This window comes from Lentibacillus halodurans, assembly GCF_900112045.1.
GTDB classification, from domain to species: Bacteria; Bacillota; Bacilli; order Bacillales; family Amphibacillaceae; genus Lentibacillus; species Lentibacillus halodurans.
The window spans coordinates 104,048-128,872 of record NZ_FOJW01000010.1; the positions used below are offsets into that span (position 1 = coordinate 104,048).

The window sequence follows — 24,825 nt, forward strand, 5'->3', positions numbered from 1 at the left end:
TAATGTTAGGGTGCTGGATATATTGAATAAATGGCTGGAGAATGAACATCTGCCAGCCAATTCTATCATTATAGATATTCAACTATGGTTGATATACCTTGGCCGCCACCGATGCATAGGGTGACAAGACCATACTTTTCTCCACTTCTTTCCATTTCATGAAGCAATTTCGTAGTGATAATTGCACCAGTAGCCCCTATAGGATGTCCTAGTGCAATGGCACCTCCATTTACATTAACTCGATCCAAATTCAGGCCTAATTCACGGATAACTGCAATCGACTGTGCCGCAAACGCCTCATTTAATTCTACAAGTCCAATATCATCCAAGGAGAGGCCAGCCTGTTTTAACGCCCTTTTTGTCGATTCCACTGGACCTATCCCCATTATGTCTGGTGAGACACCACTTACAGCCTGTGCAATAATTTTCGCTTTTGCGTTCAAACCATAGTAATCAGCCTTTTTCTTATTCATCATTAAAAGTGCAGCTGCACCATCATTTCTTCCACTGGCATTACCTGGTGTTACACTACCCCCCTCTTTAAATACGGCCGGAAGTTTTGCCAACTTTTCCAGAGATGTAAGTCTTGGGTGTTCATCTGTATCAAAAGTAAAAGTATTTTTCTGTTCTATTACTTCATAGGGTGCAATTTCGTCTTTGAATCTTCCTTCTTTAATTGCCTTATCTGCAAGTTCTTGACTTCGATGGGCAAACTCATCCTGTTCCTTCCTGGAGATATTGTGTTTCTCAGCAAGATTCTCTGCAGTTAGTCCCATTGTCAGATCACCATAAACTTCTCTTGGTTGTGAGCATGGTTGACTTTCAGTATTCGGATCTACCAACACACCATTTCCGGCGCTGTACCCATATCTTGCATTTCGCAAATAAAACGGGGCAGTACTCATACTTTCCGAACCACCAGCTATCACGACATCATTTAAACCGAGTTTAAGCTGCATATCGGCGTTATTGATGGCTTGCAAACCTGAACCGCATTGTCGGTGAACCGTATATCCGCTAACAGTTACCGGTAAATCTGCACGTAGCGCAGCAAGTCGTCCAACGTTTGCCTGATCCTGACTTTGCTTCGACTGCCCCAAAATGACCTCATCCACCTCTGCTTCAGGTCCAAACCGCGTTAACACTTCCCGGATTACTTTTTCTCCCAAGTAATCTGAAGTAATATTTTTCAGTGATCCTCCCATTTTTCCAACGGCTGTACGAACCGAACCTATAATATAGGATTCTTCCATATTATCCTTCCTTTCTCTTTAACTCACGAATTAGTTCACCTGCAATAATATTTCGCTGGATCTCTGATGTGCCTTCATAGATTTTAGTAATACGTGCGTCTCGGTAGTAACGTTCAATTGGATAATCTTTCATATAACCAATTCCACCGTGGATTTGAACCGCTAAGTCAGCAATATTATTATAAACCTCCGAACCATATAATTTGGCAATTGCTGCTTCTTTTACGACACGCTCTTTTTGATCTGTCATCCATGCAACACGATAGGTAAGTGAACGCAAAGCTTCCATTTGGAGACTAATATCAGCAAGCATATTTTGAACGGTTTGAATTTCCAGGAGTGGCTTTCCGAACTGTTCTCGTTCATTAGCATAGTCTAAACAATGCTCTAACAGTTTCTCACATGATCCTAAATTCCGAGCAGCGAGGCCAGCACGTCCATTTGCTAAAATCTTCAGGGCATTCACATATCCCTGTCCTTCTTCACCAAGTACATTTTCAACAGGAACTTCCATATCTTCAAAAAAAAGCTCGGCGGAATGTGAACCACGGAGTCCCATTTTTTCTTCAACGCTTCCTAACTTAAAACCGGGAAAATCTTTCTCTACAATGAATGATGTAATGCCTTTAGCTCCTTTGGAAGGATCAGTAACTGCCATAACTGTAAATACATTAGCATCAACCGCATTTGTTATGTAGTGTTTGGAACCGTTAATGATATATTGATCCCCTTTTTTTTCAGCGGTTGTTTTCAGGTTAGCTGCATTTGACCCTGCAGCAGGCTCTGTCAGTGCAAAAGCACCAATCCATTCTCCTGTCGCCATTTTCGGCAGATATTTCTGCTTCTGTTCTTCGTCTCCAAGCTCAACAATTCCAACACTGCCGATACCGGTGTGCGCACCTATCAACGTCGTAAACCCATTATGTGTTTTTCCAATCTCTTCATAGATTGCACACTTACCAACCATATCAAGATCAAGTCCCCCGTATTCTTCCGGGATACTCAAGCTGAATAATCCCATTTCCTTGGACTTCTCGATTATTTTTTCAGGTATTTCATTATCTTCTTCAATTTTCATGGCGACCGGTTCGACTTCTTCTTTAACAAATTTACGTACATTTTCACGTAATAGCTTTATATCCTCTGGTAAATTAAAATCCAATTTAATCTTCCCCCTTCTTCATTTGTTCTGAAATTCAGCTTTTCGTTTTTCAATAAATGCCCTTGTTCCTTCTTTTTTGTCCTCTGTTCCAAAAACGACTGCCTGTGAAATTTTTTCCAACCACATTGCCGTTCCTTCATCCAAATCATACCCCTTGTGAACAGCCATTTTGGCAAGCTGAATGGCAACAGGGCCTTTTTTCAAGATTTTTCCTGCAACTATTTTCGCTTCACCTGTTAAATCTTCCACTTCCTGAACGAAATAGTTCGCCAAACCAATACGCTCTGCTTCTTTCCCATCAATCATTTTTCCGGTTAATATCATATCTAATGCTCGCCCTTTGCCAATTATCCTTGCCATACGCTGTGTCCCGCCTGCTCCGGGAATGATACCCAAATTTAGTTCCGGAAGACCAATTTTTGCTTGTTTGGCAGCAATGCGTATATCACAAGCCATTGCCAGTTCACAGCCTCCACCTAATGCATAGCCATTTACTAATGCGATCGTAGCCTTGTTTAAGCTTTCTATTTTGTCATAAAGCCCTTGCATGCCAGGAACTAATGCTTCTAACGGCTTTTTGTCATGTAATTGCTTAATGTCTGCTCCTGCAGCAAAGGATTTTTTTCCTTCACCTTGAATAATCACTACTTTTATGTCTTCGTCCTTTTCTGCTTCGTCAATCGCTTTCTCAATTTCTGAAAGCATCGCTGCATCCAGGGCATTACGGGATTCTGGCCGATTTAATGTCAACCAGAAAATACCTTCTTCTTTTTCCACACGTACATTTTCATACTGACTCATCATATCCCCCTCTTTATGAATAGTTATAGAACCCGCTGCCACTTTTCTTGCCAAGCCTTCCAGCTTTTACATACTTTGTTAGGATTGGTGATGGCCGGTATTTCTCACCTAAAGTTTCATGCAGGTATTCGATGTTGCGCAGTCTCGAATCCAGACCAACTAAATCTGCAAGTTCCAAGGGGCCCATCGGATGATTAAGTCCAAGCTTCATCGCCTTATCAATATCCATCGCACTTGCCACACCTTCCATTAACATATTCATCGCCTCGTTACCAATAAGACAATTCATTCTGGAAGTGACAAATCCCGGGAATTCATTTACTTCTACTGCTTCTTTATTCATTTGTTCTGAAACGTTCATAACTTTGCTAACCGTTTCATCTGATGTATCCAAACCACGAATCACTTCGATTAACTTCATTTTATGAACTGGATTAAAGAAGTGCATTGCTACTACATTGTCAGATCTGTTTGTTTGTGCCCCAATTTCAGTCGGGCTCATCGTTGAAGTATTTGTAGCCAAAATAGCCTCTGGTTTACAAATTTTATCCAGCTGTTGAAAAACCTGAACTTTTAAATCTATCTTTTCCAGTACAGCTTCGACTACAATATCGGAATCCTTAGCGGCTGTTTCCAAATCCGTATCATATTGAAGATTCTCCTTCGCTTGCTGATAAATGGATTCTTTTAAAAAGCCTTTTTTATAACCTCCTTCCATCAAATTCTCAATATCTGTTTTCGCTTTTTGAAGAATATCCTCTTTAATGTCACTTACATAAACTTTAAAACCAGCAATTGCAAACGCATATGCGATTCCTTTTCCCATTACTCCTGATCCAACGACAGTTGCTTGCTTCATTGTTACATCTCCTTTGCTTCCTCCGTAGTTTTTTCAAGTAAAGTTTTTTTCGAATGCTTCTGCAGCAAATAAATTCCTACTAATGTAACAACACCAATGATGTCTGTGTATATTTCCGGTATGACCATTGTCAAGGAGCCGGCAAACAGAGTAACACGTTCATACCAGAAAGTATGGCGCAGCATCCACCCCTCTGAAGCACATGCAATTCCAATAACACCGATAATAGCAGTCAGAACCGACAGAACAATTTCAGAAATGTCACCAATAAGTAAAAGTTGTTCCCCATACACAAATAAATATGGAACAATATAAGCGGCTATTCCCATTCGTACTGCAGTTAATCCGGTTTTCATTGGTTCAGAACCAGCTATTCCAGCTGCAGCAAATGCTGCCAGGGATACTGGTGGGGTTATATTCGATAACGCTGCAAAATAAAATACAAATAAATGTGCTGAAATGGGTGTAACACCTAAATCAACTAATGCAGGAATGGTCAATGGAACTTGAACAATATAAGCAGCAACAGTTGGAAGACCCATACCCAAAATAATGCTTGCAATCATTGTAAAAAGCAAAGCGATTATTAGAACCCCACCGGAAAAGTCAATAATCAGACTGCTAAACTTAAGTCCAATTCCAGTTAAACTAATCATACCGACAATTAATCCTGCAACAGCACAGGCAATGGCCGTTTCCAATGATGCTTTCGCGCCAATATCTAAAGCCTTAATAATCTGTTTCCAGGAAAGACGTGTGGTGGGTTGAACCGCTGCTACAAGTATGGTTGAGATAATGGCATAAAGTCCTGCTTTCATTGGTGAACTACCTCCAACAAGAAAGACAACAATAATGACAAGAGGGATTAAAAAAAGAAACCCTTTTTTAAATACACTCCAGAAATTTGGGAGCTCCTCTTTCTTTAACCCTTTCATCCCATTTCTTCTTGCTCTTAAGTCCACCTGAATAAACAAGGATACATAATAGAGAAGGGAAGGAATTATCGCAGCAACTGCTAGCTCCATATAAGGCACTCCTAAGTAGGCAGCAATGATAAAAGCAGATGCTCCCATAATAGGTGGCATAAGTTGTCCACCAGTTGAGGATACTGCTTCCACCGCTCCGGCAAAGTGTTTCCGATAACCCGTCTTCTTCATCAAAGGAATCGTAAACGCTCCAGTCGTAGCAGTGTTAGCAACTGCACTTCCTGATATTGTTCCTAAAACAGAACTTGCCACAACGGCCGTCTTGGCCGGTCCCCCCCGATTTTTCCCCATTCCTGCGACAGAAATATCAATGAAGAAATTCCCTGCACCAGAAACCTCCAAGAATTTTCCAAACAGGATAAATAGAAAGATAAAAGTTGCCGATATACCAAGCGCCGTACCAAATACACCAGAAACAGTAAAAAATAAATGGTCCATAATCCACATTGGTGTAAATTCGCGATGTCCAAGTCCTCCACTAATCAAATGACCCCAAAAGCCATAGACTAAAAAAAGGATAGCCAAAATAACCAACGTATTCCCTATAACCCTCCTCGTAGCCTCCATTAACGTAAACATAGCTACAAATCCAAGTATGATCTCAAATCCTGTCAATTGTTCAATATAGCTCATTCTGGATTGAATTTCCTGACCATTAAAAATAAAATAAGAATAAGAGATAAAGGATAGAATAATGAGTATCCAATCATACCAAGGAATAGTTTTCCCTTTCCCTGCTTTTTTGCCAGGCTTATAAATTGCAAATACTAGAATTAAAGCAAAACCTAAGTGGGCAGAACGCTGAAGAATGGACTCGAAGATACCGAACAAACCCGTATATAAGTGAAAAATCGACATACAGATCGCAACAACTGATATTATTTTTCCGACTGTTCCTTTTAGCACTCGAGACTTTACATTCGTTTCTGCGGAATCTTCTTGTTGAGTTTCATTCCAATCAGCGTAATTGTTCTCCTGCATATGTCCTCACCCTCCTTTGGCGGTAGCCTTGAATAACTTATTCCAAGGCCCCTACCTCTTTGTAGTATTTCTCTGCACCTGGGTGAAGTACACCTACATTATTCTCAGCGGAGTATTCCGCATCAAATTCAGCCATAACTGGTGAAATGTTTTCCCACGCCTCTCTTTCTTCCACAATCATTTTCGTTAATTCATAAATGTCTTCTTCGCTCATTAAGTCATTATTTGTCAATAGAACGGTGTATCCAGCAGTTGTTACAATATCTTCTTCCTGGTTAGGATACGTACCTGCTTCTATGGTGTATTCCAAATACCCTTCATTTTTGTCATGCAATGCACTGGCAATTTCTTCTCCGATTGGAATTAAGCGAATCCCCAAGGTTGTGTCTAATTCCTGAATGGTTGAAGCCGGTGCTGCTAACATGTTCGAAATCGCATCAATATGACCATCACGGAGTAAATCTGCTGCATCAGAAGTACCTACATATTCAATCCCGCTAAGATCGTCATAACTCATTCCTACCGTTTCCAAAACATCCTGAAATGCAAGTTCCCCACTGTACCCTTTGATACCAGGGCTAACCGTTTTCCCAGCTAAGTCCTCAATACTATAAATATCAGAATCTTCCCTTACCACGAGATGCAAAACATTTGGGTAAAGCGTTGCAACTGTACTTACATTCGTAATTGGTTCTTCAAATTGATTTTCTCCATTTAATGCTTCTGGTACGGTTTGACCATTGCTAAAAGCAATATGGTATGTACCTTGGCCTAGTCCTAATAGATTGGATATAGATCCACCTTCAATAATTGATGTGGAAGAGTCCGGATAAATCTCTGTCATCTTATCAGACATTGCTCCTGCCAATGTATACCAAAACCCGCCCTCTGTAGCAGCTCCGAATGAAATTTCAGATGGTGTTCCTCCATCTTCTTCCCCTGCTTCTTCCGAGCTGGAGTCAGATGAGCAGCCTGCTAAAAGAGCCATAACAATAAAAACTCCTGGTAGTAACTCAATAATTCTTTTCATATCCCTTTTCCTCCCATAAGCATTATGTCGTAATTTTCTCTTTAAATTTAGTCCCTGTAATTTTCCTTAATTCATCTATTGAAATATCCGATAATATCTCAGAAAGTTCAGGACCATAATCCGTAAATTTAAATACTGCATGTTCAGTAACTAGCATATCCGCCTTTCTAACTCCATTGCTTGGAAACGTTAATTCATTTATCAACTTTGGCTGACCATTTTTTGCCTGATGAGTCGATGCAAGAATAATCTTCTTGGCACCAGCTACTAGATCCATTGCACCGCCAACTCCCAGAATCGTTTTTCCTGGGATAGTCCAATTGGCAATTTCACCATACCGATCTACCTGAAGAGCACCTAGAACGGCAACATCCACATGTCCGCCGCGAATCATCACGAAGGAATCCGAACTGTCAAACAATGATGCACCTTTATCCATTGTAATCGGTTTCTTACTTGCGCTAATTAAATCCATGTTAATGTGCTCTTCATCTGGTGTCGGTCCAATTCCGAGCAAACCATTCTCAGACTGCAAATAAACTTTCTTTCCATTCAGATAGTCAGGTATTAATGTTGGAATTCCGACTCCAAGATTGACAATTGATCCTTCTTCAAGCTCTTCAGCAACCTTTTTAGCTATCTTAATGCGATCAAATCGACTCAACATAAACCCCTCCTTGTTTCATGTATTTATTTTTTACCAGGTAATCGACGTATACATGAGGTGTTACTATATCATGGGGAGAAATTTCTCCGACTTCTACAATTTCGTCAACCTCTGCAATTACGATGTTTCCTGCTGCAGCCATTACAGGGTTGAAATTCCTTGCCGTATGGTCGTATATCAGGTTCCCTAATGTATCCGCTTTCAAAGCCTTTATAATAGATACGTCTCCTTTTATTGCTTTTTCAAGGATATACCTTTCACCATCGATGTTTTTCTCTTCTTTTCCCTCAGCTATTTTTGTTCCAACGGCAGTCTTTGTATAAAAACCCCCAATACCTGCTCCAGCACAGCGGATCGCTTCGGCAAGTGTCCCTTGTGGTATTAGGTCAATTTTCAATTCGCCGGAATTCCAGGCCGATACAGCATCCCGATTTGTTGTAAAATAGGATCCAACTGCTTTTTTTAAACAGCCGGCCAAAAGCAATTTCCCAAGTCCTCTGTCGGATTCTCCCAAATTATTGCTCACTACCGTCAAATCTTTCTTATCCGATTCAGCTAGTTCATCAAGTATGGTAAGGGGTGTACCAGACAATCCGAAACCACCGACTAATAAGGTATCTCCGTCATTAATGAATTGAAGCGCTTCACTAGAATTAATTAATTTGCTCATCTATTTTCACCCCTCCGCGAATTCATTCTACATATCGGAATGATCATTCTGCATTTTTGATTAGTTTGAATTGTACTGGAAAAGTTTTCATAAGTCAACTTTTATTTTTAATTTTTAAACTAGATGAATTAATTTGAATATTACCCTATTTGCCATTTAAAAAAGGTCTATCTCTTAATTAGAAATAGACCTTTTTCTAATGCAGACAATTTATTTATAAACGTCTTTCTGAATAGAAAAAAATAACCGCCCCACGATCATGAGTGCGATCACTTCCTTCAATTCTAAACACCGTATGGTCAGCCATTCTTTAGAATAGTTCTTCATAATACTAGAAGAAAAATTTCACTGCAGCTTGAAGCATTCAGGAGCGTTTCCATATGGTGATTTTTGAAACAGAAAACAATGCCAGGAAGTTACGAGGGAGACGTGGATATATTATAAGGATTAACTTGGATCATCATTTCAGCAGAAATTTTAAGAGCAGGGATGATAGCATCCTGCTCTTTTTATTGAAAAAGTATACTGTTAAAGTATTGAATGCAGCACATATTTTATGAATTCACATTAGCTCATGTACAGGCAGATGGTGAACTCAGCTTAATCTGCCTGCATTCCGCCATCCACATTATATAGTGAACCATTCACAAACGATGCTTTATCGGAGGCCAAAAATATCACAACCTGAGCCACCTCTTTTGGCATGCCAAACCGTCCGGCAGGGATTCCCTGCTTTAGGGCTTCCGCTGCTGCTCCCGGATCATCAGGAGAGGTATTTTGCTGAATGGTCGTCAACATTTGCGTATCGATTGCCGCCGGGGCAACTGCATTCACACGGATGCCATTCTCAGCCGCTTCCAGTACAGCTGATTTCGTCAGCCCTGCTACCGCATGTTTCGATGCAATATATCCAGCCATGCCGGCTGAACCTATATAACCTATATATGCTGCATTCGAGGCAGTATATTAATGATACTACCATACCCCTGTGATTCCATTTGCAGAATGACATGTTTTAACCCAAGAAAGATACCAGTTACATTGATTCCCATAACCTTTTCGAACTGCTCTTTCTCCAAGTCTTTGATTTTGGCAAAAGGGCCATTGATACCGGCATTGTTAAAAAATACGTCAATATGGCCATAAGTATCTACCGTCTGTTTAACATAGCTTTTCACATCTTCTTCGTCTGTTACGTCAGCCTGTATTAATTTGATTTTATCCTTATCGCCTTTCAATGAATCTTTTGCCCTAGCCAAAGCCTCCTGATTGATATCAACAAGTACAACTGAGTCCCCGTCATTTAAAACTGCTGGGCGGTTTCCATTCCAATACCGCCAGCCCCTCCTGTGATAAGTACGACCTTCCCCGCCATTAATACTTCCTCCTCTAATTTAGTGTTTTATATGTTCTTTCTATCATGTTCATATATACTGTAAAAATCTTTAACTTATGCATTTTGTTCTAGTACAACTATATTAGCCAGAAGATCATGAATAGTTCGGCGATCTTTGCGCAAGCAAAAGCATGATACAGCTGCTATAGGGAGTCCATAACTGAATACTGCAGCTGTGATCAGCATTATAACTGGTAGATTCCAATAATCGCTCGTCCCAGCTCTCTTATAGCGATTACCGACGCCCTGATAAGGTCTGCGGCAATTCCATACATTCGGAGGTATTAAAAATCTATATCTTATTCTTCCAGTTTATCCCGTCTCTGCTTCCTAATCATCCAAAAAACGATTATTACCATAATAGCCAATATAATCAGAATCGGCAAATTGCCCGCAACAAAAATGAAGAGTCCCGAAAATGCTGAGAGCAGGAAGTTAATACTTTTCATAAACTGTTGTTTCGTTTTTTCCCACGTATTTAAGTCTTCTTCACTGGAAATGCTTACATCGTTTTCTTCAATTTGAATTGTGACTGTTGCAAGATCGACTTTGTTTTCCAAATAATTCATTCGCCCCGTTATTTCCTCTATCTCTTGCTGGACTGCTGCCAAATCATCCGAAATCTTCAGCAAATCTTCAGTCTCTTCAGCTTGTTCCATAAATGAAAGAAGCCTTTCTTCCACAACTTGTTTCGATTCAAGGCGGGATTCCAGATCAATGTATTCCTCTGTTACGTCCTGACCGGAAACCGAGCTTTCCACTACATCACTGCTCCCTTCTTCAACCAGCTGGGTAAATTCCCGAAACTGATCTTGAGGAATTCGTGCAGAAATTCGGCCGCTTATCGATCCATCTTCACTGCTTTCATGCATATTCGACTCTACAATATAGCCATCGCGTTCTGATACCTGAGTTTGAATACGATCCACCGTTTCTTGATAATCCTTCACTTCAATACGAAGGTTAGCCGTATAAATAACTTTTCGATCTTCCTGAGCATTTTCATCAGCTTGTGAGACAGCATTATCTTCGCTGGAGTCGTCCTCTGGCTGATCGATTGAATTATCCTTTTGCTCACCGCCCGATTCATCTGCTTCGTTCAAAGACCTGCTGTCCTCCGATGTCAATTCCTTCGTACCTGAATCAGCATGATCTGCTGTTGACTCATGATCCTCCGATTCATTACTGCAGGCTGTTGCCAAAATACCGATAGCCATCACCATGAAAATGATAAACTCTTTTTTCATCATAACCCCCCTACCTTTCATCCGTATGGTTTCTTTTTAAATACAGACGGTGTTTAATGGAAAACGTTACACATTTTATGTGGTAATCATAGTAAAAAGGACTTATTGTAAAATAATATGTAAGAGGAGGTGTTTTAATTTGGATAAAAATTATCGTGAATTTAGAACAGGACAGGGTGTGCCAGCATCAGGAACATACACCTGCCAATCCGGCGCCAAAGCAGAACTTAGTGAAAAGGATCAATTTCCCGTATGTCCAGTCAGTAATGAGGAGACGTATTGGAAGCATGATGATGAATGAATGGCCATTTTATCAAAACACCATTCAAAAAGGCTAAACTACTGTGAGAAAGGTTAAATATTATGCAAATCGACACTGCATCGATTACTGACAAATGAGAGAAAAACAACATGGAAAATCCTCCGTTAATCCATTACAGAGGATTTTTGCAGCCTTTTTAAACGTTATATGACAATTGAACAATAAGGTCCATTTATAAACATTTTACCAAGACTGCAGCTTATCAATTATTTTGTCGACTTCTTTTTCATCTCATTATTTGAAATCGGTCTGCATACCTTACGTAAAGGATTTAAGGTAACGGATTTCTGATCCGACGTGAGCCAACTGAATCAAGTTGTCCCAGTAGTTTTCCCATAAGCTAACCTTTCTTGTGAATGGATTAGTATTCTATAATACAGAATTTCCCCCCATTCTTTAGCCTGTTTAATATTATTCGGAACAGCTTTAGCAATGTAAGTAAGTCCTTCTTCCATATTACTTTGTTGATGGGGGTGAATTGTTTTTTTGTTCCGGCACGGTCTAAAATACATTTTAATAATATATCTCAAGGTATCTACACTCATACGCCTTTTTAAGTTTACGCTCTGTGACAAACAAACAGGCGTCGCGTCATCTAAATACCTTTTCAACCAAACCCCACAGCGTATATATTAAAGTATACCTCCCTTTCCTTATCACCTTTATCATTCACACACAATTACTGAGTTTCCTGCGAAATTAATATCATCACTGGTTAATTATTTCGCAACTTCTCCAATACGACAGCCAGTCGAATAAAAAATTCAAACAAAGCATTTTAACAATATAGTACCCTTCTCTGAGGTGTTCAATTTCATGCTCGGAAAAATACTTTGGAATTCACTTTCCTAACCTATATTCTTTTAATTTAGCAGCCGGATTTTTTAAGATAAAACCTCCCTCATGGGGCCATTTAAACAAAGATTTTATGAATCGTGCAGGATGCCCCAAACTAGATGGTTTTAGATATCCCCCAGATTCACTCTTAACAATTCGATATTTTTTATGTTAAAAATGTCGAGTATTTTTTAAACAGCTTTGCTATTATGAAGACATGAAAAGGAGGGGATATATTGTTAAAAGAATTAAACCTCGTGATTGACTATATTGAAGATCATTTAACTGATGAACTATCTCTTGAAAAAGTTTCTGAATATGCTGGGGTTTCCGACTATCATTTTAGAAAAATATTTTTTTATCTTTCAGGGTTGACACTAAGTGAATATATAAAAAACAGAAAATTGTCGGAAGCAAATAAGGAATTAATGGATGGAGAAAAAGTAACGGATGTTGCTTTTAAATATGGTTATCAGTCAGTGGATGGCTTTACTAGGGCATTTAAAAAATGGAGTGGCTTTTTACCCTCAGATGTAATAAAAAAAGGGGTAAGCCAGTCATCTCCCAAACTTTCATTCGTCATAACTGTCAAAGGAGGAAATACTATGGAATTTAGAATTGAGGCAAAACCAGCGTTTAATTTAGTCGGTGTAAGCAAGCGTGTTCCTATGCAGTTCGAAGGTGTTAATAACGAGATTGTAAAGCTTGCAGAAAGCATAACAGATGAACAAAAAGAGGAAATGCATTCTCTTCAAAATATAGAGCCTTATGAAATTGTTAATGCTTCTTATGATGCTGACGCTAATTTCTTAAAAGAAGAAGGCGGTTTAACTCACTTGATAGGTGTATTAACGACTAAAAATCAGGTAAGTGATCTATTAGAAAAAGTACCAGTCGAAGCCTGTACTTGGGCAATATTTCCAAATGAGGGACCATATCCATCTACGTTACAAGAAACTATGGCAAAAACATATTCGGAATGGCTTCCTTCTTCCGATTATGAAGTAATCAATGCCCCTGCTTTTTCTTTTACTAAAATGGATAAGCATAAAAAAGACTACGCTTATAGTGAAGTTTGGATGCCTGTTCGGAAGAAATAAAAATACAGAAATCATTGTATTCAGTACAATTTTGCTCTTTAGAAGTCAAGAAGAATACCGTAAGATAACGACGTAAAGAACAGAATCAATAACCTATGAAGAGTAACGCTGATAAGATGGCGTTGCTTCTTTTGAATTGAGTGCCCACGTTACATTAAGTATTTCACAAACTATCTCTGTCTTTTAAATTCCAGTTTAAGGGTTCCTAGTTATCAAATAATCCCCTTCCTATCAAGTTGGCATTCACCGGCTTTTTCCCTATTTCACATGCCCATACGGATAGCTGGCCTATATGATGTATCTCGTGGGCAATAACATGACGCATGATCTCTCCGTATCTAAAGTTAATCGTCTCGCCACTAGAATCGGTTTCTGAAAGAGTCTGTGATTCCATCTCAGTCGTCCATGAAATAATAAAAGGTTCCACTTTCTTATGGCAATGTTTTTACTAAACTTATTCCGTCAAATGGCCCTTCATATGATACGTTATTGGCGCTATTCCTTATTATGAAAAAGCGACCTATAATTGAAGATCTTTTGTTCCATTTATATAGTGACAACCAATTACCTTATATCAATATGAACAGGCGTCCTTTGAAAAAAGACGGCTATAATAGGTTAATTCCGAAAAAGATAGAGACCAAATCCTAAAGTATCTCTACCCCATTTGTTGTAAGGAACGTCGCTGACTGCTAAGAGAGAATACATTTACTGACAATGGCTCTGCGGGTGCACCAACATTTACTAGGGTACCATCCAGCGTTAGCAATGAGAAATAAGCATTAATATCAATCTTTGCACTAACCGTATTAATGATCAGGTCAAAAGAACCTGCAAGCTTATTAAATGTCTCAGGATCACTGGTGGCATAGTAGTTGTCGACACCGAATTGCAGACCATATTCTTTTTTCTTCAATGTTTGTGACAGAACAGTAACTTCTGCACCCATGGCGTGTGCAATCTTGACAGCCATATGACCAAGACCACCCATACCAACAACCGCTACTTTCTTACCAGGTCCAGCCTCCCAATGATTTAGTGGGGAATATGTCGTAATACCTGCACAGAGTAATGGTGCTGCTACATCAAGCTCAATGTTATCGGGGATTCTGAGTACGAAATCCTCCGTTACAACAATATGGGTAGAATAGCCACCTTGAGTAGGCTCGCCGTATTTGTCAACAGCTGCGTAGGTGTCTGTTTTTCCATTGAGGCAGTATTGTTCTTCTCCATTACGGCAGTTCTCGCATTCACCACAGGGATCAACCATGCATCCGACCCCTACTCGGTCACCGATTTTATACTTTGTCACCTCGGCTCCAACATCTGTTACAATACCCGCAATCTCATGTCCAGGTACAAGAGGATAGTTCACAGGACCCCATTCGCTATGAGCAATATGGATGTCGGAATGACATATGCCTGCATATTTAATTTCAATCAGAACATCATGTGAATCAAGATTACGTCTTTTAATTTCAGCAGATCGAAACGGTTTGTCTGGAACGTCTACTACTCGCGCTTTAGCTGTTATCATTTGTTTAAACCTCCAATAACTTGTTTTTTTAATACTTGTTTTTTCTCTTGCAAAATTATAATATTCAATTTGATTTCGAGTACTTGTTCCAACAACTCCGTCTACCCAAAGATGTGTTTCATATTGAAAATCTTTAACTGCCCTTTCTGTTAGTGGACCATAATACCCCGTAGGATCTGTATTTAAATACCCCATTCTAAACAATTTTGCTTGTACATCGTATACTTCTTGTCCTGAACTTCCATTCTCTAATAAAGTTGCTGCTTGTACATTAGTATCTTCACTAACAATGATTAGTACTGTGAATACTAAAAACGCATTGACGATTCAATCGAAGCATAATCCCTGAAGACTTGGAGATGATAATATGAAGATTCGTCTGGAGGGAAGTGGAACAAATGCCTGACAAATTGTACGATATAATCGGGATTGGGATAGGGCCTTATAATCTTGGATTAGCTGCTCTCTTGGACGTTATCCCTGAACTTGATGGCTTGTTTTTTGATAAGACGCCAAAGTTTGAATGGCATCCCGGGATGTTAATTGAACGGATGAATTTAACCACCCCCTTTTTAGGGGACCTTGTCACATTCGCTGATCCAACAAGCCGATTCACCTACATCAACTATTTACATGAACACAATCGTCTGTACCAGTTCTACTTTTTTAACAAGTTTCAGATTCCCCGTCAGGAATATAATCAATACCTGCAATGGGTGGCCGATCAATTGGAACAGCTCAACTTCGGTTATGAGGTAGTCGATGTGATAGATCATGAAGAAGCCGATGAACCGCACTATGAGGTGGTCGTGGAAGAAACCTCAACTCAAAAACGATCCTCATACTTCGCCAAAAATATAACCATGGCAACTGGCAGTGAACCCCTGGTACTAGACACCATGACAGGACACCCAAAGGAAGATGTTTTACATACTGATCGATTCATGTACGAAAAGGAAAACTTAGTTGAATCCCCTCACATTACAATAGTAGGTTCTGGTCAGAGTGCCATCGAGGTCTTCCTGGATCTGTTAAAAGAACAGGAAAATAAAGTATTTCAATTGACGGTATTCACGCGTTCCAGTGGCCTATTTCAATTGGAAAAAGCCAAATTTGGCCAGGAGTATTTTTCGCCCGATTTTGTAGATTATTTTCATTCGCTTGGCTTTAAGCAGCGCCTCGACACATTAGACACACTAGGAACACTAAGAAAAGGGATTAATCCACAGACATTGATGGAATTATACGAAACGCTTTACCATAAAACAATTGGCCAAACGAAACAGCCGGTAACCATCCAGCCCAATACAGAGGTGAAGCACATAAGCCGAAACCATAACAAGTATGTATTGCACTGTCATCAGTGGCAAAAAGAAAATTCCTTCAACTATGAAACGAATAAGGTCATCCTGGCAACAGGCTATAAGCCACATATTCCTGCATGGTTCTATGATCGTTTTAAGGATAAAATTATGTGGGAAGACGAGGAACTTTATAAAGTTACCCGAGATTATCAACTCGTGTTTAATGATCAGCGAGACCACCGTTTTTTCACCATGACCAATTTGGAGCATTCTCATGGCACGGCAGCCACCAACTTGGGATTGGCCGTTCAAAAGAACATTCAAATCATAAACTTGCTTGCTGGACAGGAAGTATACAAGGACAGACGTGACACCATCTTTCAGCAGTTTACAATGGAAGATGAATAACCTATCCAAAAATAGTAATCCATTCAATTTTCGTAAAAAAGATATGACGTTAGATCAACATATGCCATTTTTACTTGAATCTAAACTGCGAGAAAAAGGTGCTGAGTTTGTTCGTAGTGATGATTGGACAGATTTTTCAGTTCTTGACTGTCATTTGGCTACCGGACAAATTCCAATGACCAGCCAAAACAAAGCTGAAAAAGTCATCAAAGTTCTGGAAAGCTAAACAAAAAAGTAGCAAATCTTGATTTCCAAGTGTTTGGGATTCACGATTTTCTTATTGGGGGTCTCAGCCCATCCCTTCGAAAAAGTGGAATAAGGGATTTTCGATAAACAAATCTCCATCAATATAATACCTTCTTATTCGAGAAAAGCGAAAATTGATTGAGCAAGTAGTGTTTTCAAATTACACTACTTATTCTTGTTCGTCCAGTTCGATAAAATAATGACCTTTACGGTACGAAACATATCATGGTAGCAATCAAATTTTGCCCATGTTAAATGTCAGTTCGGTAGAATCCTGTACGATAGTTTCGTTAAATTCCGTCGTCCGTGCAACTATCTTGTCACACGGTTTTGCAGATTCAATAAATTGAATTGTTGTCGAGAGTCCTAATGATGTTCGCGTTACAGGCTGCAGAAAATGCATGGCTGCTAAAGCATAAATAACTGCCCCATGACCAGTTCCATATGCATTTATCATATGGTTTTGCTCATCTAGCATTGCTTCTGCAAAATCAGCTTCTAATTTTGTTAATTGAATACCTAGCGTTTGAGCATATGGATCGTTTCTCACTTGCTCCAAAAAATTGCCAATGCATTGGGCAACGTTAAAAACTATTATATTTAAGGGAAAGGCGTCCGATTCTTGAACAGAGGAACAGATATTGTTAAATATTCTCATAAAACACATCTTTAATTTTATGCTTTCCGTACATTGGCGCAGTCACATTATGGGTCATCACATTTATAAAGAATTGGTATAACCCATAATTATGTTTACTGAACAATTTCAGCCCCGAAGAAAGGGAGCTTAATAACCCGACTGGAATGTATGTTATGTGTTCCTTCTGATCCAATACATCAAAGGCGAGTTTAGCAATCTGTTGATATGTAAGTGTTTCGGCACCGCCAACATCGAGTGTTCGGTTTGCCTCTGAGAAAGATTGTATACAAAATTGGGCCAGGTCTTCGCCATGAACCGGATTCCCCCTCGTTTTACCATCCCCAATCAAGTAAACCCTTCCTTTTTTGGCCATAGTCAAAAACTTGTTAAATCTGAAAAATATCCAGTCGGCCTTATTATAATGTGATCGACATTTGATGCTGTTAAAACATCAACAAAACGCTTCTTAGCTTCAATCAAGGGACCAGTTTTCTTCCAATCGTCGTTTATACATACATGAATATACATAAATTTGGCGACATGACTATTTTCTGCTTCCTTCAATAAGTTGACATTACCTTGATAGTCAACATCTTCAAAGGTCATACCGTTACTTTTCCTTGTTATTCCAACAGATGAGAAAACATAATCAATGTTGTCACAAACATGTTTTAATGTATTTGGTTTGGTAATATCACCTATGGCAACCTCATCAACATCTTCACCGATAGGAGGCTCTAGGAAATCCCCAGTTTGGTTCAATTTGTCTGGATTTCTCACTAGTATCTTGATATAAAATCCTTGCTTTTTTAGTTCCTTTACAACGTATCTTCCTAAATAACCTGTAGCGCCAGCGACTAACACTCGTTTCATATGGACTCCTCCGCTCTACCTTTTAAATGATTCATCTAATTTTACTTACGAACTTGCTTAAGCATATGTTTCACAACTATTCAATAGTATGGGTCTTATATTCAGCTTCAGTGCTAATACTTATTCCTGATTTGCGCCCGATTGTTGAAGTACAAATTAACCTATTTAACTCTTTTACTTATGATTACTCCAGTAGCCATTATGATAGCACCCAAAGCTATGGATACAATAGAAATATTCGTGATAATAGGATCTAAATCATTGATTTTAGATACCCAATATACCAATGCTGCCAGTATCATTAAAATTAAACCTACCCATTTCATAAAATCACCACTTAATTACATTTTAAGAACCTTAGCTTAAATTTAATTTAATGTTGTATTTTCTTATTCAACAATCCTGCCCAGATAGTTCAATAAACCTTATTCTCCAAAATGGCCCTATTCAGAACGTTATACTTATTCAACTACTGCGCCCGATAATTGAAAAACATTGATAAACCAAAACCACCCTTTGTCTTGGTTATTGTTCAAATTGATGTATGTACATAATTTACCTCGTATCCATCTCCGAGTTCGAATTTTAATTTTTGATACAAACTCAATCCTTTTTCATCGTGAGATTTAACTAATATTGCCGTATCACGCTATTTTGTCACCGTAATCAGTCTGTTCTAAAATTTTTCCATACTCAATTACTCAATTCATTAACTCAGATTTCAATTCATCAGAAAGAGGAAAATCATCAATATCAAGGTTATAGCCACACTTTGAACACCACAGAGGATCAACGCCATAGTCAGCTTCCATCTTATAGGTATCGAGCGAACATTTTCTTTTTGAGAAGATTGTCATTACCTTCTACCCTCTTTATTTAACAAATTAGTTTTCCCTGCTCCATATCCTGGACCTTATATATGCTATATGGACGCTACTCCTTATTAGGGAATGGCGCCCGATTGCAGAGCATTATTTCCCAACTATCCCTTGACTTTCAACAATATTTCTTTTTTCATAATAACGGATTGCAAATCCTTGTACAGTAAATAGCAGCAATACTAATACCCACATGGTATCCCTGTATGTGTCATACGGAATGTTTGCTATAAAACGCTGATATAACTCTAAAATAAGCTAGCCGATTGGAAATACACCAAGTGCATATTTAGATGAGTTAGCTACTATTTGTTCTTTTTTGTTTTTAGATATCTCACTTCTCAAGAATTTAAAATATATAACAAGAGAATATATAAAAAATGGGAGCAATAATGCACCTATAATAAAGCATTAATCACCCCCCTTTAACATAGTTAGTATTTCTTTATTCCGCAAAATAGCTCTTATGTATGCTACGAGCGCCAAATCTTATTCCGGAATGGCGCCCGATGATTTAAGATTTTTCTTCATTTGAGATTTTTAACTGTTTAGCATTTATAAAAAAGGCAGTCCCTATTATGAATAAACCTAAACAGGCAAATGTGGCAATTCCTGAGTATTCGTTATCAAAAAACGTTGTATTTACCAGAATAACCAATATTATTAATACAAGTGATACATACATTCCCCGAATATATTTCATAAAATAAGCCCCCCCCTTTTTACCTTTCAATATGATTTCACAAGGATTTATTCCGTTAAATGCCTTTACAATGGCAATTTGGGCGCTGCCTTTTATTCCAGAAGTGCGCCCGATTGTTGAAAGAAAAGAAAACATCTCTTCACTCAAAGACAAAGCTAAATAAAAGAACATGTAGTATAGCTATTTATTCATTACTGTAAAAATCAATAACGGACATGGCCAACGATACGACTTTATTCGGAAGATCCTTTGGTGAAATCACCTTGATTTTATTTGAAAATCCTAATATGAACTCGATAGCCTCTTGCTTATCATTAAATCTCAAAGTCGCTGGTATCCATTTATCTCCATTTGGAATTTCTGTTTTTATCATTTGAACAAACTTACCTGTAAAATTAATTCTTTTAATAATTGCCGGATGTATTTCTACCTGTACATCATATTTGGGTAAATTTTGTATAAATTCTACTTTTGATTGTTCCCAGTATGCCGCCAAATTGAAATTAAGCGGTCTTCTAAAAACTTCATTTTCAACTTTTGCAGTGTGTATGCGTGAAACCCTGTAATTACGTAGTTCTCCATCTCTTGATGCAACAAGATACCACCTATTCCCTTTTGCTACCAATCCTAATGGTTCAAGCAACCTTTCTTTTTGTTCCCCATCTGCTTGTTCATAGTGAATTTTTAGCTTTTTATTTTCCCAAACAGCTTGTTGAACGGTTTCAAGAGCGTGCATTTTTTCTTTGGATTGTCGCCAAGTGCTTGAATCTATATAAATTCTTTCCCACATCGCTTGTGCTTCATCCCTATAAGACCCTGGGATGGCTGCAAGTAATTTTTGCCTAGTATCTAATGCCTGGCTATTTAATCCTAAGTCTTCGAGTAGTTTTCCTGAAGGGAAGAGAAATAGAGATTTCATGTCATCTATGTTTAATCCACTTAATTTACTACGAAAGTTATCTAACAGACGCCATCCTCCCGCTGTTCCCCTATCGGAAACAATGGGTATTCCTGCAGTACTTAATGCATCCATGTCTCTAAGAATTGTCCTGTCAGAGACCTCTAATTCGTTTGCCAACTCTTTGGCAGTCATTTTTCCTCTATTTTGTAACAATATCATAATGTTTATCAATCTGTCCGCTCTCATCTAATCCATCCTTTGCGGAAAAATAATTTACTCTTTTTTATTTAACACGACAGAAGATGTCGTCTTTTCATTATATACTCTTGCTAAAGGTAGAGAAAGGAGATGGAACAAACAATATGAATACATTAGAAGGTAAGGTTGCTGTAGTTGCTGGTGCTACTCGTGGAGCAGGGCGAGCAATTGCTACTATGCTAGGCCAGGCTGGAGCTACTGTATATGTCACCGGTCGAAGTGTCAGGGGGAACCCTTCTCCAATGGAACGTCCCGAAACCATTGAAGGCACCGCAGAACAGGTTACACAGCAAGGTGGAAAAGGATTACCGGTCAAGGTGGACCACACTGTTGAAGGAGATGTCAAAGCACTTTTTGAAAAAATCAAAGAAGAACAAAATGGCCAACTTGATATTCTTATCAATGATGTTTGGGGAGGAGATCCACTAACCAATTGGGATCAAACTTTCTGGGAACATAATTTACATGATGGATTAAAAATGCAAAAACAAGCGGTTCACTCACATATCATCACAAGTCACTATGGAATACCATTGATGATAAAACGTGGGCAAGGACTTGTTGTTGAAATAACAGATGGAGTTAATTATAACTACAGAGGAAACCTCTTTTACAGTCTTGCAAAAATATCAGCCATACATTTGGGAAAAGCCATGGCACATGATTTAAAAAAGCATCGTATAACTTCTGTTGCTGTCACACCAGGATTTCTCCGATCTGAAGCTGTACTTCAGCACTTCGGCGTTACAGAAGACAACTGGCAGGAAGGGGCTAAAATTGAACCGCATTTTATTGCGTCGGAAACGCCTTATTATATTGGAAAAGGGATTGCTGCTTTAGCATGTGATAAAAATGTATTCCAAAAAACAGGACAGGTATTAAGTTCATGGGGTCTGGCCAAAGAATATGGATTGACGGATATAGACGGAAATCAACCCGATTGGGGAACATATTTTGATGAAAATATTTAACAGTAACCTGTGGGAAAAACAGTGATTCTATTTTTTCTGAATATGGCCGTTTAAAAGCAAAAGTGGCGCAAGTCTTCCGTTCTTGCGCCTCGTTTGCTGAATATTTCCTATATACTTGGTATAAAGGACTGATCTCGCACTACAACCGTTTCTGGAACAAATCGAATTAAAATGTTACCATCCTCTAAATCCTTGAATCTTGGATCCCATTTTTCCTCTTCTGATCCTAGGTAACGCGTTAATAATCGTGTCGCAATTCCTTTATTAAATGGTTCTACGGTAGCGCGTCCCCTAAACCCTACGTGTAATACCTTTCCAGTGATGTGATCAAAGTCAACTATACCGATGGAACATTCAGGGGTTTCTTCTATCCTCCGTGGAAAGCTATCTGAAGAGGGAGATCCGATAATCCAAATACACTCATTTTTCCAGTGATACCAAACAGGAGATTCCCTTGGCCCTTCCTGTGATAAAGTCGAAAGATGTGCAAATAATGGTTTCATTAGAAATTCATCCAAGTTAAAACTTCGGTTTCCTCTGATAACTTTCAATTCCTACACCCTTTCCAATAGGTGATTCTTTCTTAACACCAAATTTAGCTGTCTATTCAAAATTTAAACCCTTAGCGAGCCACGGAAACCTCTGGCGCCATAGTAAGAGGACGGACCGCTGTGATACACGAAGACGTGCCCGGCATAGCAATCACAAAAAAGCGCACCGCCAAGTTCTCTAATATCAGAAGGAGTTTTCACCCAACTTGACGTTTTCATATCGAAATCTCCAAGTTTCTGCAATTCCCGATATTGTCCTTCCATTAGTAGTTCAATGCCTATAGCAGTTGCCATATCAATCGCATTATTTTCCGGTTTATGTTTTTCCTTGACTCCAGCGCTTGACGGTCATAACAGACACTTCTACGACCTTTAGGACTTTCTTTCGAGCAATCATAAAAAATGTATTCATCTTTATCATGACCAACAACATCAGGTTCTCCACCAGTTTCTTCCATTTCGTTGAGCGACCACAGTTTCTTAGGATTAGATTCCAACCTTCCCTGGACGTTAGCCCATTCAAGATTTTCATGGCGGTTCATGTTTTTCTCAAAACGGTGTTTTAATGTACTAAGGGGAATTCTTCACTTTGTTTTGGTGACAATTCCTTTTTATTACCGATTTTATTTCCCTTTGTCATGATTAATTTCCTCCTTTTTATAAGACTTCCCTATACTTAGGACGTATTTCCTTTGGAATTTTTAAAAAAATACATCTGATTAACCCATGAAGGGCCTCCAATACCAGTAAATAAGAATCGCAACGATGAATATTCTATAGTAAATTACTATTTAGGTTCTAATAACCAGGAAAAACATCTTTTTTGATATTTCGTTTTGAAATATTATTATTCTGTAAGTCAGTGGAAATGGAATCTACCATTGACTTAGATCCTGAAATAAAGTATTGGCCATTATTTGCATAGGAGGTGGTAAATGCATCTATCTCCTGCTGTAAGTCCTCCCTTGAATCAAGGTAAGTTACATTTATGGAAGTGCTATTACCAATGTTATCAAGCTCATCTTTAAATAGATATAACTTTTGGCTATCCATGTAGAGTAGGTTAATTTGTTGCTCAACTCTATTTCCTTCTGTCTCTATTTGTTTTAACATGGATCGAAATGGGGTAATTCCCATTCCGCCTGCAATCAACAGGGTGGGGCTGTTATCTTTTAAATAAAATGATCCAACAGGCCCGCTCATCTTAATCTTCATTCCCTTTTCTAATTCTAGTAACGCTTTCTTAAAGTCACTTGGGTTATCACTAATACTCGTTGTTATTTTAATTGTATTTTCTGTAGGGGCAGCAGACACACTAAATGGTCGTATAGGTTTTTTGATGGTATTATGAATAATATTAAACAAACCATGCTGCCCCGCCTGCCAAGTTACATCTTTATCTTTTTCAAAAACAAATGTATATACATGTTCTGCTTCTTTGTAGCTTTCTAAAAATAATAATTTCCTCTTTTTGAATATTCCTAATGCATATTTAACAAAACTCATCTTTCCGACCTCCCTGATTTGACAAATATTATTCTGAAACAGTCTAAGGGTGTTTTCCAGCACTAATTACTCCCTATTGTAACCGCTTACCTCCATTTCATATAGGTGTTAGTTCTGATTCCGAAAGTTAAAAAACAGATCACGTGTTGGACATGGATACCATTTTGTGATCTGTCTTATGATACCTAGCTATTTCTTACAAATGAACATTGGGACAGGAGATGTTTTCGTAAGGAATGCAGTTATTGTTCCAACACTTTTTCGAGCTGCTCACCAAATTTCGTCCAGCTATATTTTGCTCCTTCGAGGGCTCCCTTAGTGGCTTTTGTTTCTTCACTGAATCCAGTTTGATCGAAATGTAGATGAGTTCCATCTGAACTTTTTGTCAAAGTCCATGTAATAGTAGTCTTTTCTCCGGCACTTTCCCAAGTGTAAGATAATTTATTAGGCTTCTCTACTTCGAGCACTTCACCATCTACAATTCCATTCCACCATTCATTCGGCTCAGCCCGGAATTGAAATGTATGCCCAACAACTGGTTTAAAGTCATTTTCCCAAATCCATTTTGCAAGCATATCCGTATCTGTTAATGCGTTCCACACTTGTTCAATTGAACTTGTAAATTGAAAATCTAATGATACATCTGATTTCATTTTTTGTCCCTCCAATAAATGATTTAATTTCGCAATTCTTTCTTTCCAGAAATCTTCGTAAAAAGATACCCAATCTTGAATTTCT

General features: G+C 38.6%; 24 protein-coding genes and 4 pseudogenes. 5 read left to right on the plus strand and 23 right to left on the minus strand.

The annotated features are described in order from the left end of the window. Positions 1 to 68: 68 nt before the first annotated feature. The 11 genes from BM195_RS12835 to BM195_RS12885 form a co-directional block, all read right to left on the minus strand. Positions 69 to 1,253: a thiolase family protein gene (locus BM195_RS12835; protein WP_090238914.1), complete on the minus strand. Its 1,185-nt coding sequence runs from the start codon at positions 1,251 to 1,253 to the stop codon at positions 69 to 71. A gap of 1 nt (position 1,254) precedes the next feature. After that, the gene (locus tag BM195_RS12840) at positions 1,255 to 2,415 is read right to left on the minus strand and encodes an acyl-CoA dehydrogenase family protein (protein WP_090238916.1); all 1,161 of its coding nucleotides are present in this window, start codon (positions 2,413 to 2,415) and stop codon (positions 1,255 to 1,257) included. A gap of 18 nt (positions 2,416 to 2,433) precedes the next feature. Continuing rightward, positions 2,434 to 3,216, minus strand: a complete 783-nt coding sequence (locus tag BM195_RS12845) for an enoyl-CoA hydratase/isomerase family protein (protein WP_090238919.1) — start codon at positions 3,214 to 3,216, stop codon at positions 2,434 to 2,436. A gap of 13 nt (positions 3,217 to 3,229) precedes the next feature. After that, positions 3,230 to 4,075 carry a 3-hydroxyacyl-CoA dehydrogenase NAD-binding domain-containing protein gene (locus BM195_RS12850; protein WP_090238922.1) on the minus strand — a complete coding sequence of 282 codons (846 nt, stop codon included), beginning with the start codon at positions 4,073 to 4,075 and terminating at the stop codon, positions 3,230 to 3,232. Between the two features lie 2 nt (positions 4,076 to 4,077). Continuing rightward, positions 4,078 to 6,042 (minus strand): TRAP transporter permease, encoded by a 1,965-nt coding sequence (locus BM195_RS12855; protein ID WP_090238924.1) that lies wholly within the window; start codon positions 6,040 to 6,042, stop codon positions 4,078 to 4,080. A gap of 37 nt (positions 6,043 to 6,079) precedes the next feature. Continuing rightward, complete coding sequence (locus tag BM195_RS12860) at positions 6,080 to 7,072, minus strand: TAXI family TRAP transporter solute-binding subunit (protein ID WP_090238927.1); 993 nt, start codon at positions 7,070 to 7,072, stop codon at positions 6,080 to 6,082. A gap of 22 nt (positions 7,073 to 7,094) precedes the next feature. Beyond that, positions 7,095 to 7,739: a 3-oxoacid CoA-transferase subunit B gene (locus BM195_RS12865; RefSeq protein ID WP_090238930.1), complete on the minus strand. Its 645-nt coding sequence runs from the start codon at positions 7,737 to 7,739 to the stop codon at positions 7,095 to 7,097. Beyond that, complete coding sequence (locus BM195_RS12870) at positions 7,723 to 8,409, minus strand: CoA transferase subunit A (RefSeq protein WP_090238933.1); 687 nt, start codon at positions 8,407 to 8,409, stop codon at positions 7,723 to 7,725. Before BM195_RS12870 ends, BM195_RS12865 begins: the two co-directional genes overlap by 17 nt. 600 nt (positions 8,410 to 9,009) lie before the next feature. After that, a complete protein-coding gene (locus BM195_RS18875; RefSeq protein ID WP_280141267.1) occupies positions 9,010 to 9,327 on the minus strand; it encodes an SDR family oxidoreductase in 318 nt (105 codons plus the stop codon). A gap of 20 nt (positions 9,328 to 9,347) precedes the next feature. Then, positions 9,348 to 9,668, minus strand: a complete 321-nt coding sequence (locus BM195_RS18880; RefSeq protein ID WP_280141268.1) for an SDR family NAD(P)-dependent oxidoreductase — start codon at positions 9,666 to 9,668, stop codon at positions 9,348 to 9,350. 436 nt (positions 9,669 to 10,104) lie between these two features. Then, entirely contained in the window at positions 10,105 to 11,052 is a 948-nt protein-coding gene (locus tag BM195_RS12885) for a DUF4349 domain-containing protein (protein ID WP_170848258.1), read from the minus strand. A gap of 139 nt (positions 11,053 to 11,191) precedes the next feature. Between BM195_RS12885 and BM195_RS18375 the strand changes: the two genes are divergently transcribed. Then, complete coding sequence (locus BM195_RS18375; protein WP_170848259.1) at positions 11,192 to 11,353, plus strand: hypothetical protein; 162 nt, start codon at positions 11,192 to 11,194, stop codon at positions 11,351 to 11,353. 1,094 nt (positions 11,354 to 12,447) lie between these two features. Then, complete coding sequence (locus tag BM195_RS12895) at positions 12,448 to 13,311, plus strand: AraC family transcriptional regulator (RefSeq protein ID WP_090238942.1); 864 nt, start codon at positions 12,448 to 12,450, stop codon at positions 13,309 to 13,311. A 205-nt stretch (positions 13,312 to 13,516) separates the two neighbouring features. On the opposite strand, the pseudogene BM195_RS12900 reads toward BM195_RS12895, so the two are convergent. From BM195_RS12900 to BM195_RS19020, 3 pseudogenes are all read right to left on the minus strand, one after another. Further along, positions 13,517 to 13,747, minus strand: a pseudogene (locus BM195_RS12900) (DinB family protein); the annotation flags it as partial. 240 nt (positions 13,748 to 13,987) lie between these two features. Next, positions 13,988 to 14,848: pseudogene (locus tag BM195_RS12905) on the minus strand (NAD(P)-dependent alcohol dehydrogenase); the annotation flags it as partial. A gap of 81 nt (positions 14,849 to 14,929) precedes the next feature. Beyond that, positions 14,930 to 15,175: pseudogene (locus tag BM195_RS19020) on the minus strand (peptidoglycan-binding domain-containing protein); the annotation flags it as partial. A gap of 71 nt (positions 15,176 to 15,246) precedes the next feature. On the opposite strand from BM195_RS19020, the gene BM195_RS12910 reads away from it, so the two are divergent. Beyond that, positions 15,247 to 16,560: a lysine N(6)-hydroxylase/L-ornithine N(5)-oxygenase family protein gene (locus tag BM195_RS12910; RefSeq protein ID WP_090238953.1), complete on the plus strand. Its 1,314-nt coding sequence runs from the start codon at positions 15,247 to 15,249 to the stop codon at positions 16,558 to 16,560. Beyond that, positions 16,553 to 16,786 carry a type 1 glutamine amidotransferase family protein gene (locus BM195_RS12915; protein ID WP_090238956.1) on the plus strand — a complete coding sequence of 78 codons (234 nt, stop codon included), beginning with the start codon at positions 16,553 to 16,555 and terminating at the stop codon, positions 16,784 to 16,786. Before BM195_RS12910 ends, BM195_RS12915 begins: the two co-directional genes overlap by 8 nt. 255 nt (positions 16,787 to 17,041) lie before the next feature. Here BM195_RS12915 and BM195_RS12920 read toward each other — a convergent pair whose 3' ends face one another. The 5 genes from BM195_RS12920 to BM195_RS12940 form a co-directional block, all read right to left on the minus strand. After that, on the minus strand, positions 17,042 to 17,356 hold the full coding sequence (locus tag BM195_RS12920; protein ID WP_244535762.1) for a PaaI family thioesterase: 315 nt from the start codon (positions 17,354 to 17,356) through the stop codon (positions 17,042 to 17,044). Positions 17,357 to 17,450: 94 nt separating this feature from the next. Beyond that, the gene (locus BM195_RS12925) at positions 17,451 to 17,795 is read right to left on the minus strand and encodes an SDR family oxidoreductase (RefSeq protein WP_090238959.1); all 345 of its coding nucleotides are present in this window, start codon (positions 17,793 to 17,795) and stop codon (positions 17,451 to 17,453) included. 26 nt (positions 17,796 to 17,821) lie between these two features. Continuing rightward, positions 17,822 to 18,319, minus strand: coding sequence for an SDR family oxidoreductase (locus BM195_RS12930; RefSeq protein ID WP_090238962.1), 498 nt, complete (start codon positions 18,317 to 18,319; stop codon positions 17,822 to 17,824). Positions 18,320 to 19,711: 1,392 nt separating this feature from the next. Then, entirely contained in the window at positions 19,712 to 19,900 is a 189-nt protein-coding gene (locus BM195_RS12935; RefSeq protein ID WP_090239023.1) for a hypothetical protein, read from the minus strand. Between the two features lie 184 nt (positions 19,901 to 20,084). Further along, positions 20,085 to 21,047, minus strand: a complete 963-nt coding sequence (locus BM195_RS12940; protein ID WP_090238965.1) for a helix-turn-helix transcriptional regulator — start codon at positions 21,045 to 21,047, stop codon at positions 20,085 to 20,087. Positions 21,048 to 21,163: 116 nt separating this feature from the next. Between BM195_RS12940 and BM195_RS12945 the strand changes: the two genes are divergently transcribed. Continuing rightward, entirely contained in the window at positions 21,164 to 22,030 is an 867-nt protein-coding gene (locus tag BM195_RS12945; protein ID WP_090238968.1) for an SDR family oxidoreductase, read from the plus strand. 107 nt (positions 22,031 to 22,137) lie between these two features. On the opposite strand, the gene BM195_RS12950 is transcribed toward BM195_RS12945, so the two are convergent. The 4 genes and pseudogenes from BM195_RS12950 to BM195_RS18625 all read right to left on the minus strand — a co-directional run bounded on the left by BM195_RS12950 (position 22,138) and on the right by BM195_RS18625 (position 24,740). Then, positions 22,138 to 22,533: a pyridoxamine 5'-phosphate oxidase family protein gene (locus BM195_RS12950; RefSeq protein ID WP_090239026.1), complete on the minus strand. Its 396-nt coding sequence runs from the start codon at positions 22,531 to 22,533 to the stop codon at positions 22,138 to 22,140. Positions 22,534 to 22,644: 111 nt separating this feature from the next. Further along, positions 22,645 to 23,221 (minus strand): annotated as a pseudogene (locus tag BM195_RS12955) (DUF4256 domain-containing protein). Between the two features lie 158 nt (positions 23,222 to 23,379). Next, positions 23,380 to 24,087, minus strand: a complete 708-nt coding sequence (locus tag BM195_RS12960; protein WP_090238972.1) for an FAD-dependent oxidoreductase — start codon at positions 24,085 to 24,087, stop codon at positions 23,380 to 23,382. A gap of 242 nt (positions 24,088 to 24,329) precedes the next feature. After that, on the minus strand, positions 24,330 to 24,740 hold the full coding sequence (locus BM195_RS18625) for an SRPBCC family protein (RefSeq protein ID WP_244535765.1): 411 nt from the start codon (positions 24,738 to 24,740) through the stop codon (positions 24,330 to 24,332). Positions 24,741 to 24,825: the final 85 nt, after the last annotated feature.

Bases quoted from the DNA above. Each gene is read 5' to 3' on its own strand.
- BM195_RS12835 (WP_090238914.1), bottom strand. From the start codon at position 1,253: ATGGAAGAATCCTATATTATAGGTTCGGTTCGTACAGCCGTTGGAAAA.
- BM195_RS12845 (WP_090238919.1), bottom strand. From the start codon at position 3,216: ATGAGTCAGTATGAAAATGTACGTGTGGAAAAAGAAGAAGGTATTTTC.
- BM195_RS12850 (WP_090238922.1), bottom strand. From the start codon at position 4,075: ATGAAGCAAGCAACTGTCGTTGGATCAGGAGTAATGGGAAAAGGAATC.
- BM195_RS12855 (WP_090238924.1), bottom strand. From the start codon at position 6,042: ATGCAGGAGAACAATTACGCTGATTGGAATGAAACTCAACAAGAAGAT.
- BM195_RS12860 (WP_090238927.1), bottom strand. From the start codon at position 7,072: ATGAAAAGAATTATTGAGTTACTACCAGGAGTTTTTATTGTTATGGCT.
- BM195_RS12865 (WP_090238930.1), bottom strand. From the start codon at position 7,739: ATGTTGAGTCGATTTGATCGCATTAAGATAGCTAAAAAGGTTGCTGAA.
- BM195_RS12870 (WP_090238933.1), bottom strand. From the start codon at position 8,409: ATGAGCAAATTAATTAATTCTAGTGAAGCGCTTCAATTCATTAATGAC.
- BM195_RS18875 (WP_280141267.1), bottom strand. From the start codon at position 9,327: ATGGCTGGATATATTGCATCGAAACATGCGGTAGCAGGGCTGACGAAA.
- BM195_RS12885 (WP_170848258.1), bottom strand. From the start codon at position 11,052: ATGAAAAAAGAGTTTATCATTTTCATGGTGATGGCTATCGGTATTTTG.
- BM195_RS12910 (WP_090238953.1), top strand. From the start codon at position 15,247: ATGCCTGACAAATTGTACGATATAATCGGGATTGGGATAGGGCCTTAT.
- BM195_RS12915 (WP_090238956.1), top strand. From the start codon at position 16,553: ATGAATAACCTATCCAAAAATAGTAATCCATTCAATTTTCGTAAAAAA.
- BM195_RS12930 (WP_090238962.1), bottom strand. From the start codon at position 18,319: ATGAAACGAGTGTTAGTCGCTGGCGCTACAGGTTATTTAGGAAGATAC.
- BM195_RS12935 (WP_090239023.1), bottom strand. From the start codon at position 19,900: ATGAAATATATTCGGGGAATGTATGTATCACTTGTATTAATAATATTG.
- BM195_RS12940 (WP_090238965.1), bottom strand. From the start codon at position 21,047: ATGAGAGCGGACAGATTGATAAACATTATGATATTGTTACAAAATAGA.
- BM195_RS12945 (WP_090238968.1), top strand. From the start codon at position 21,164: ATGAATACATTAGAAGGTAAGGTTGCTGTAGTTGCTGGTGCTACTCGT.
- BM195_RS12950 (WP_090239026.1), bottom strand. From the start codon at position 22,533: ATGAAACCATTATTTGCACATCTTTCGACTTTATCACAGGAAGGGCCA.
- BM195_RS12960 (WP_090238972.1), bottom strand. From the start codon at position 24,087: ATGAGTTTTGTTAAATATGCATTAGGAATATTCAAAAAGAGGAAATTA.
- BM195_RS18625 (WP_244535765.1), bottom strand. From the start codon at position 24,740: ATGAAATCAGATGTATCATTAGATTTTCAATTTACAAGTTCAATTGAA.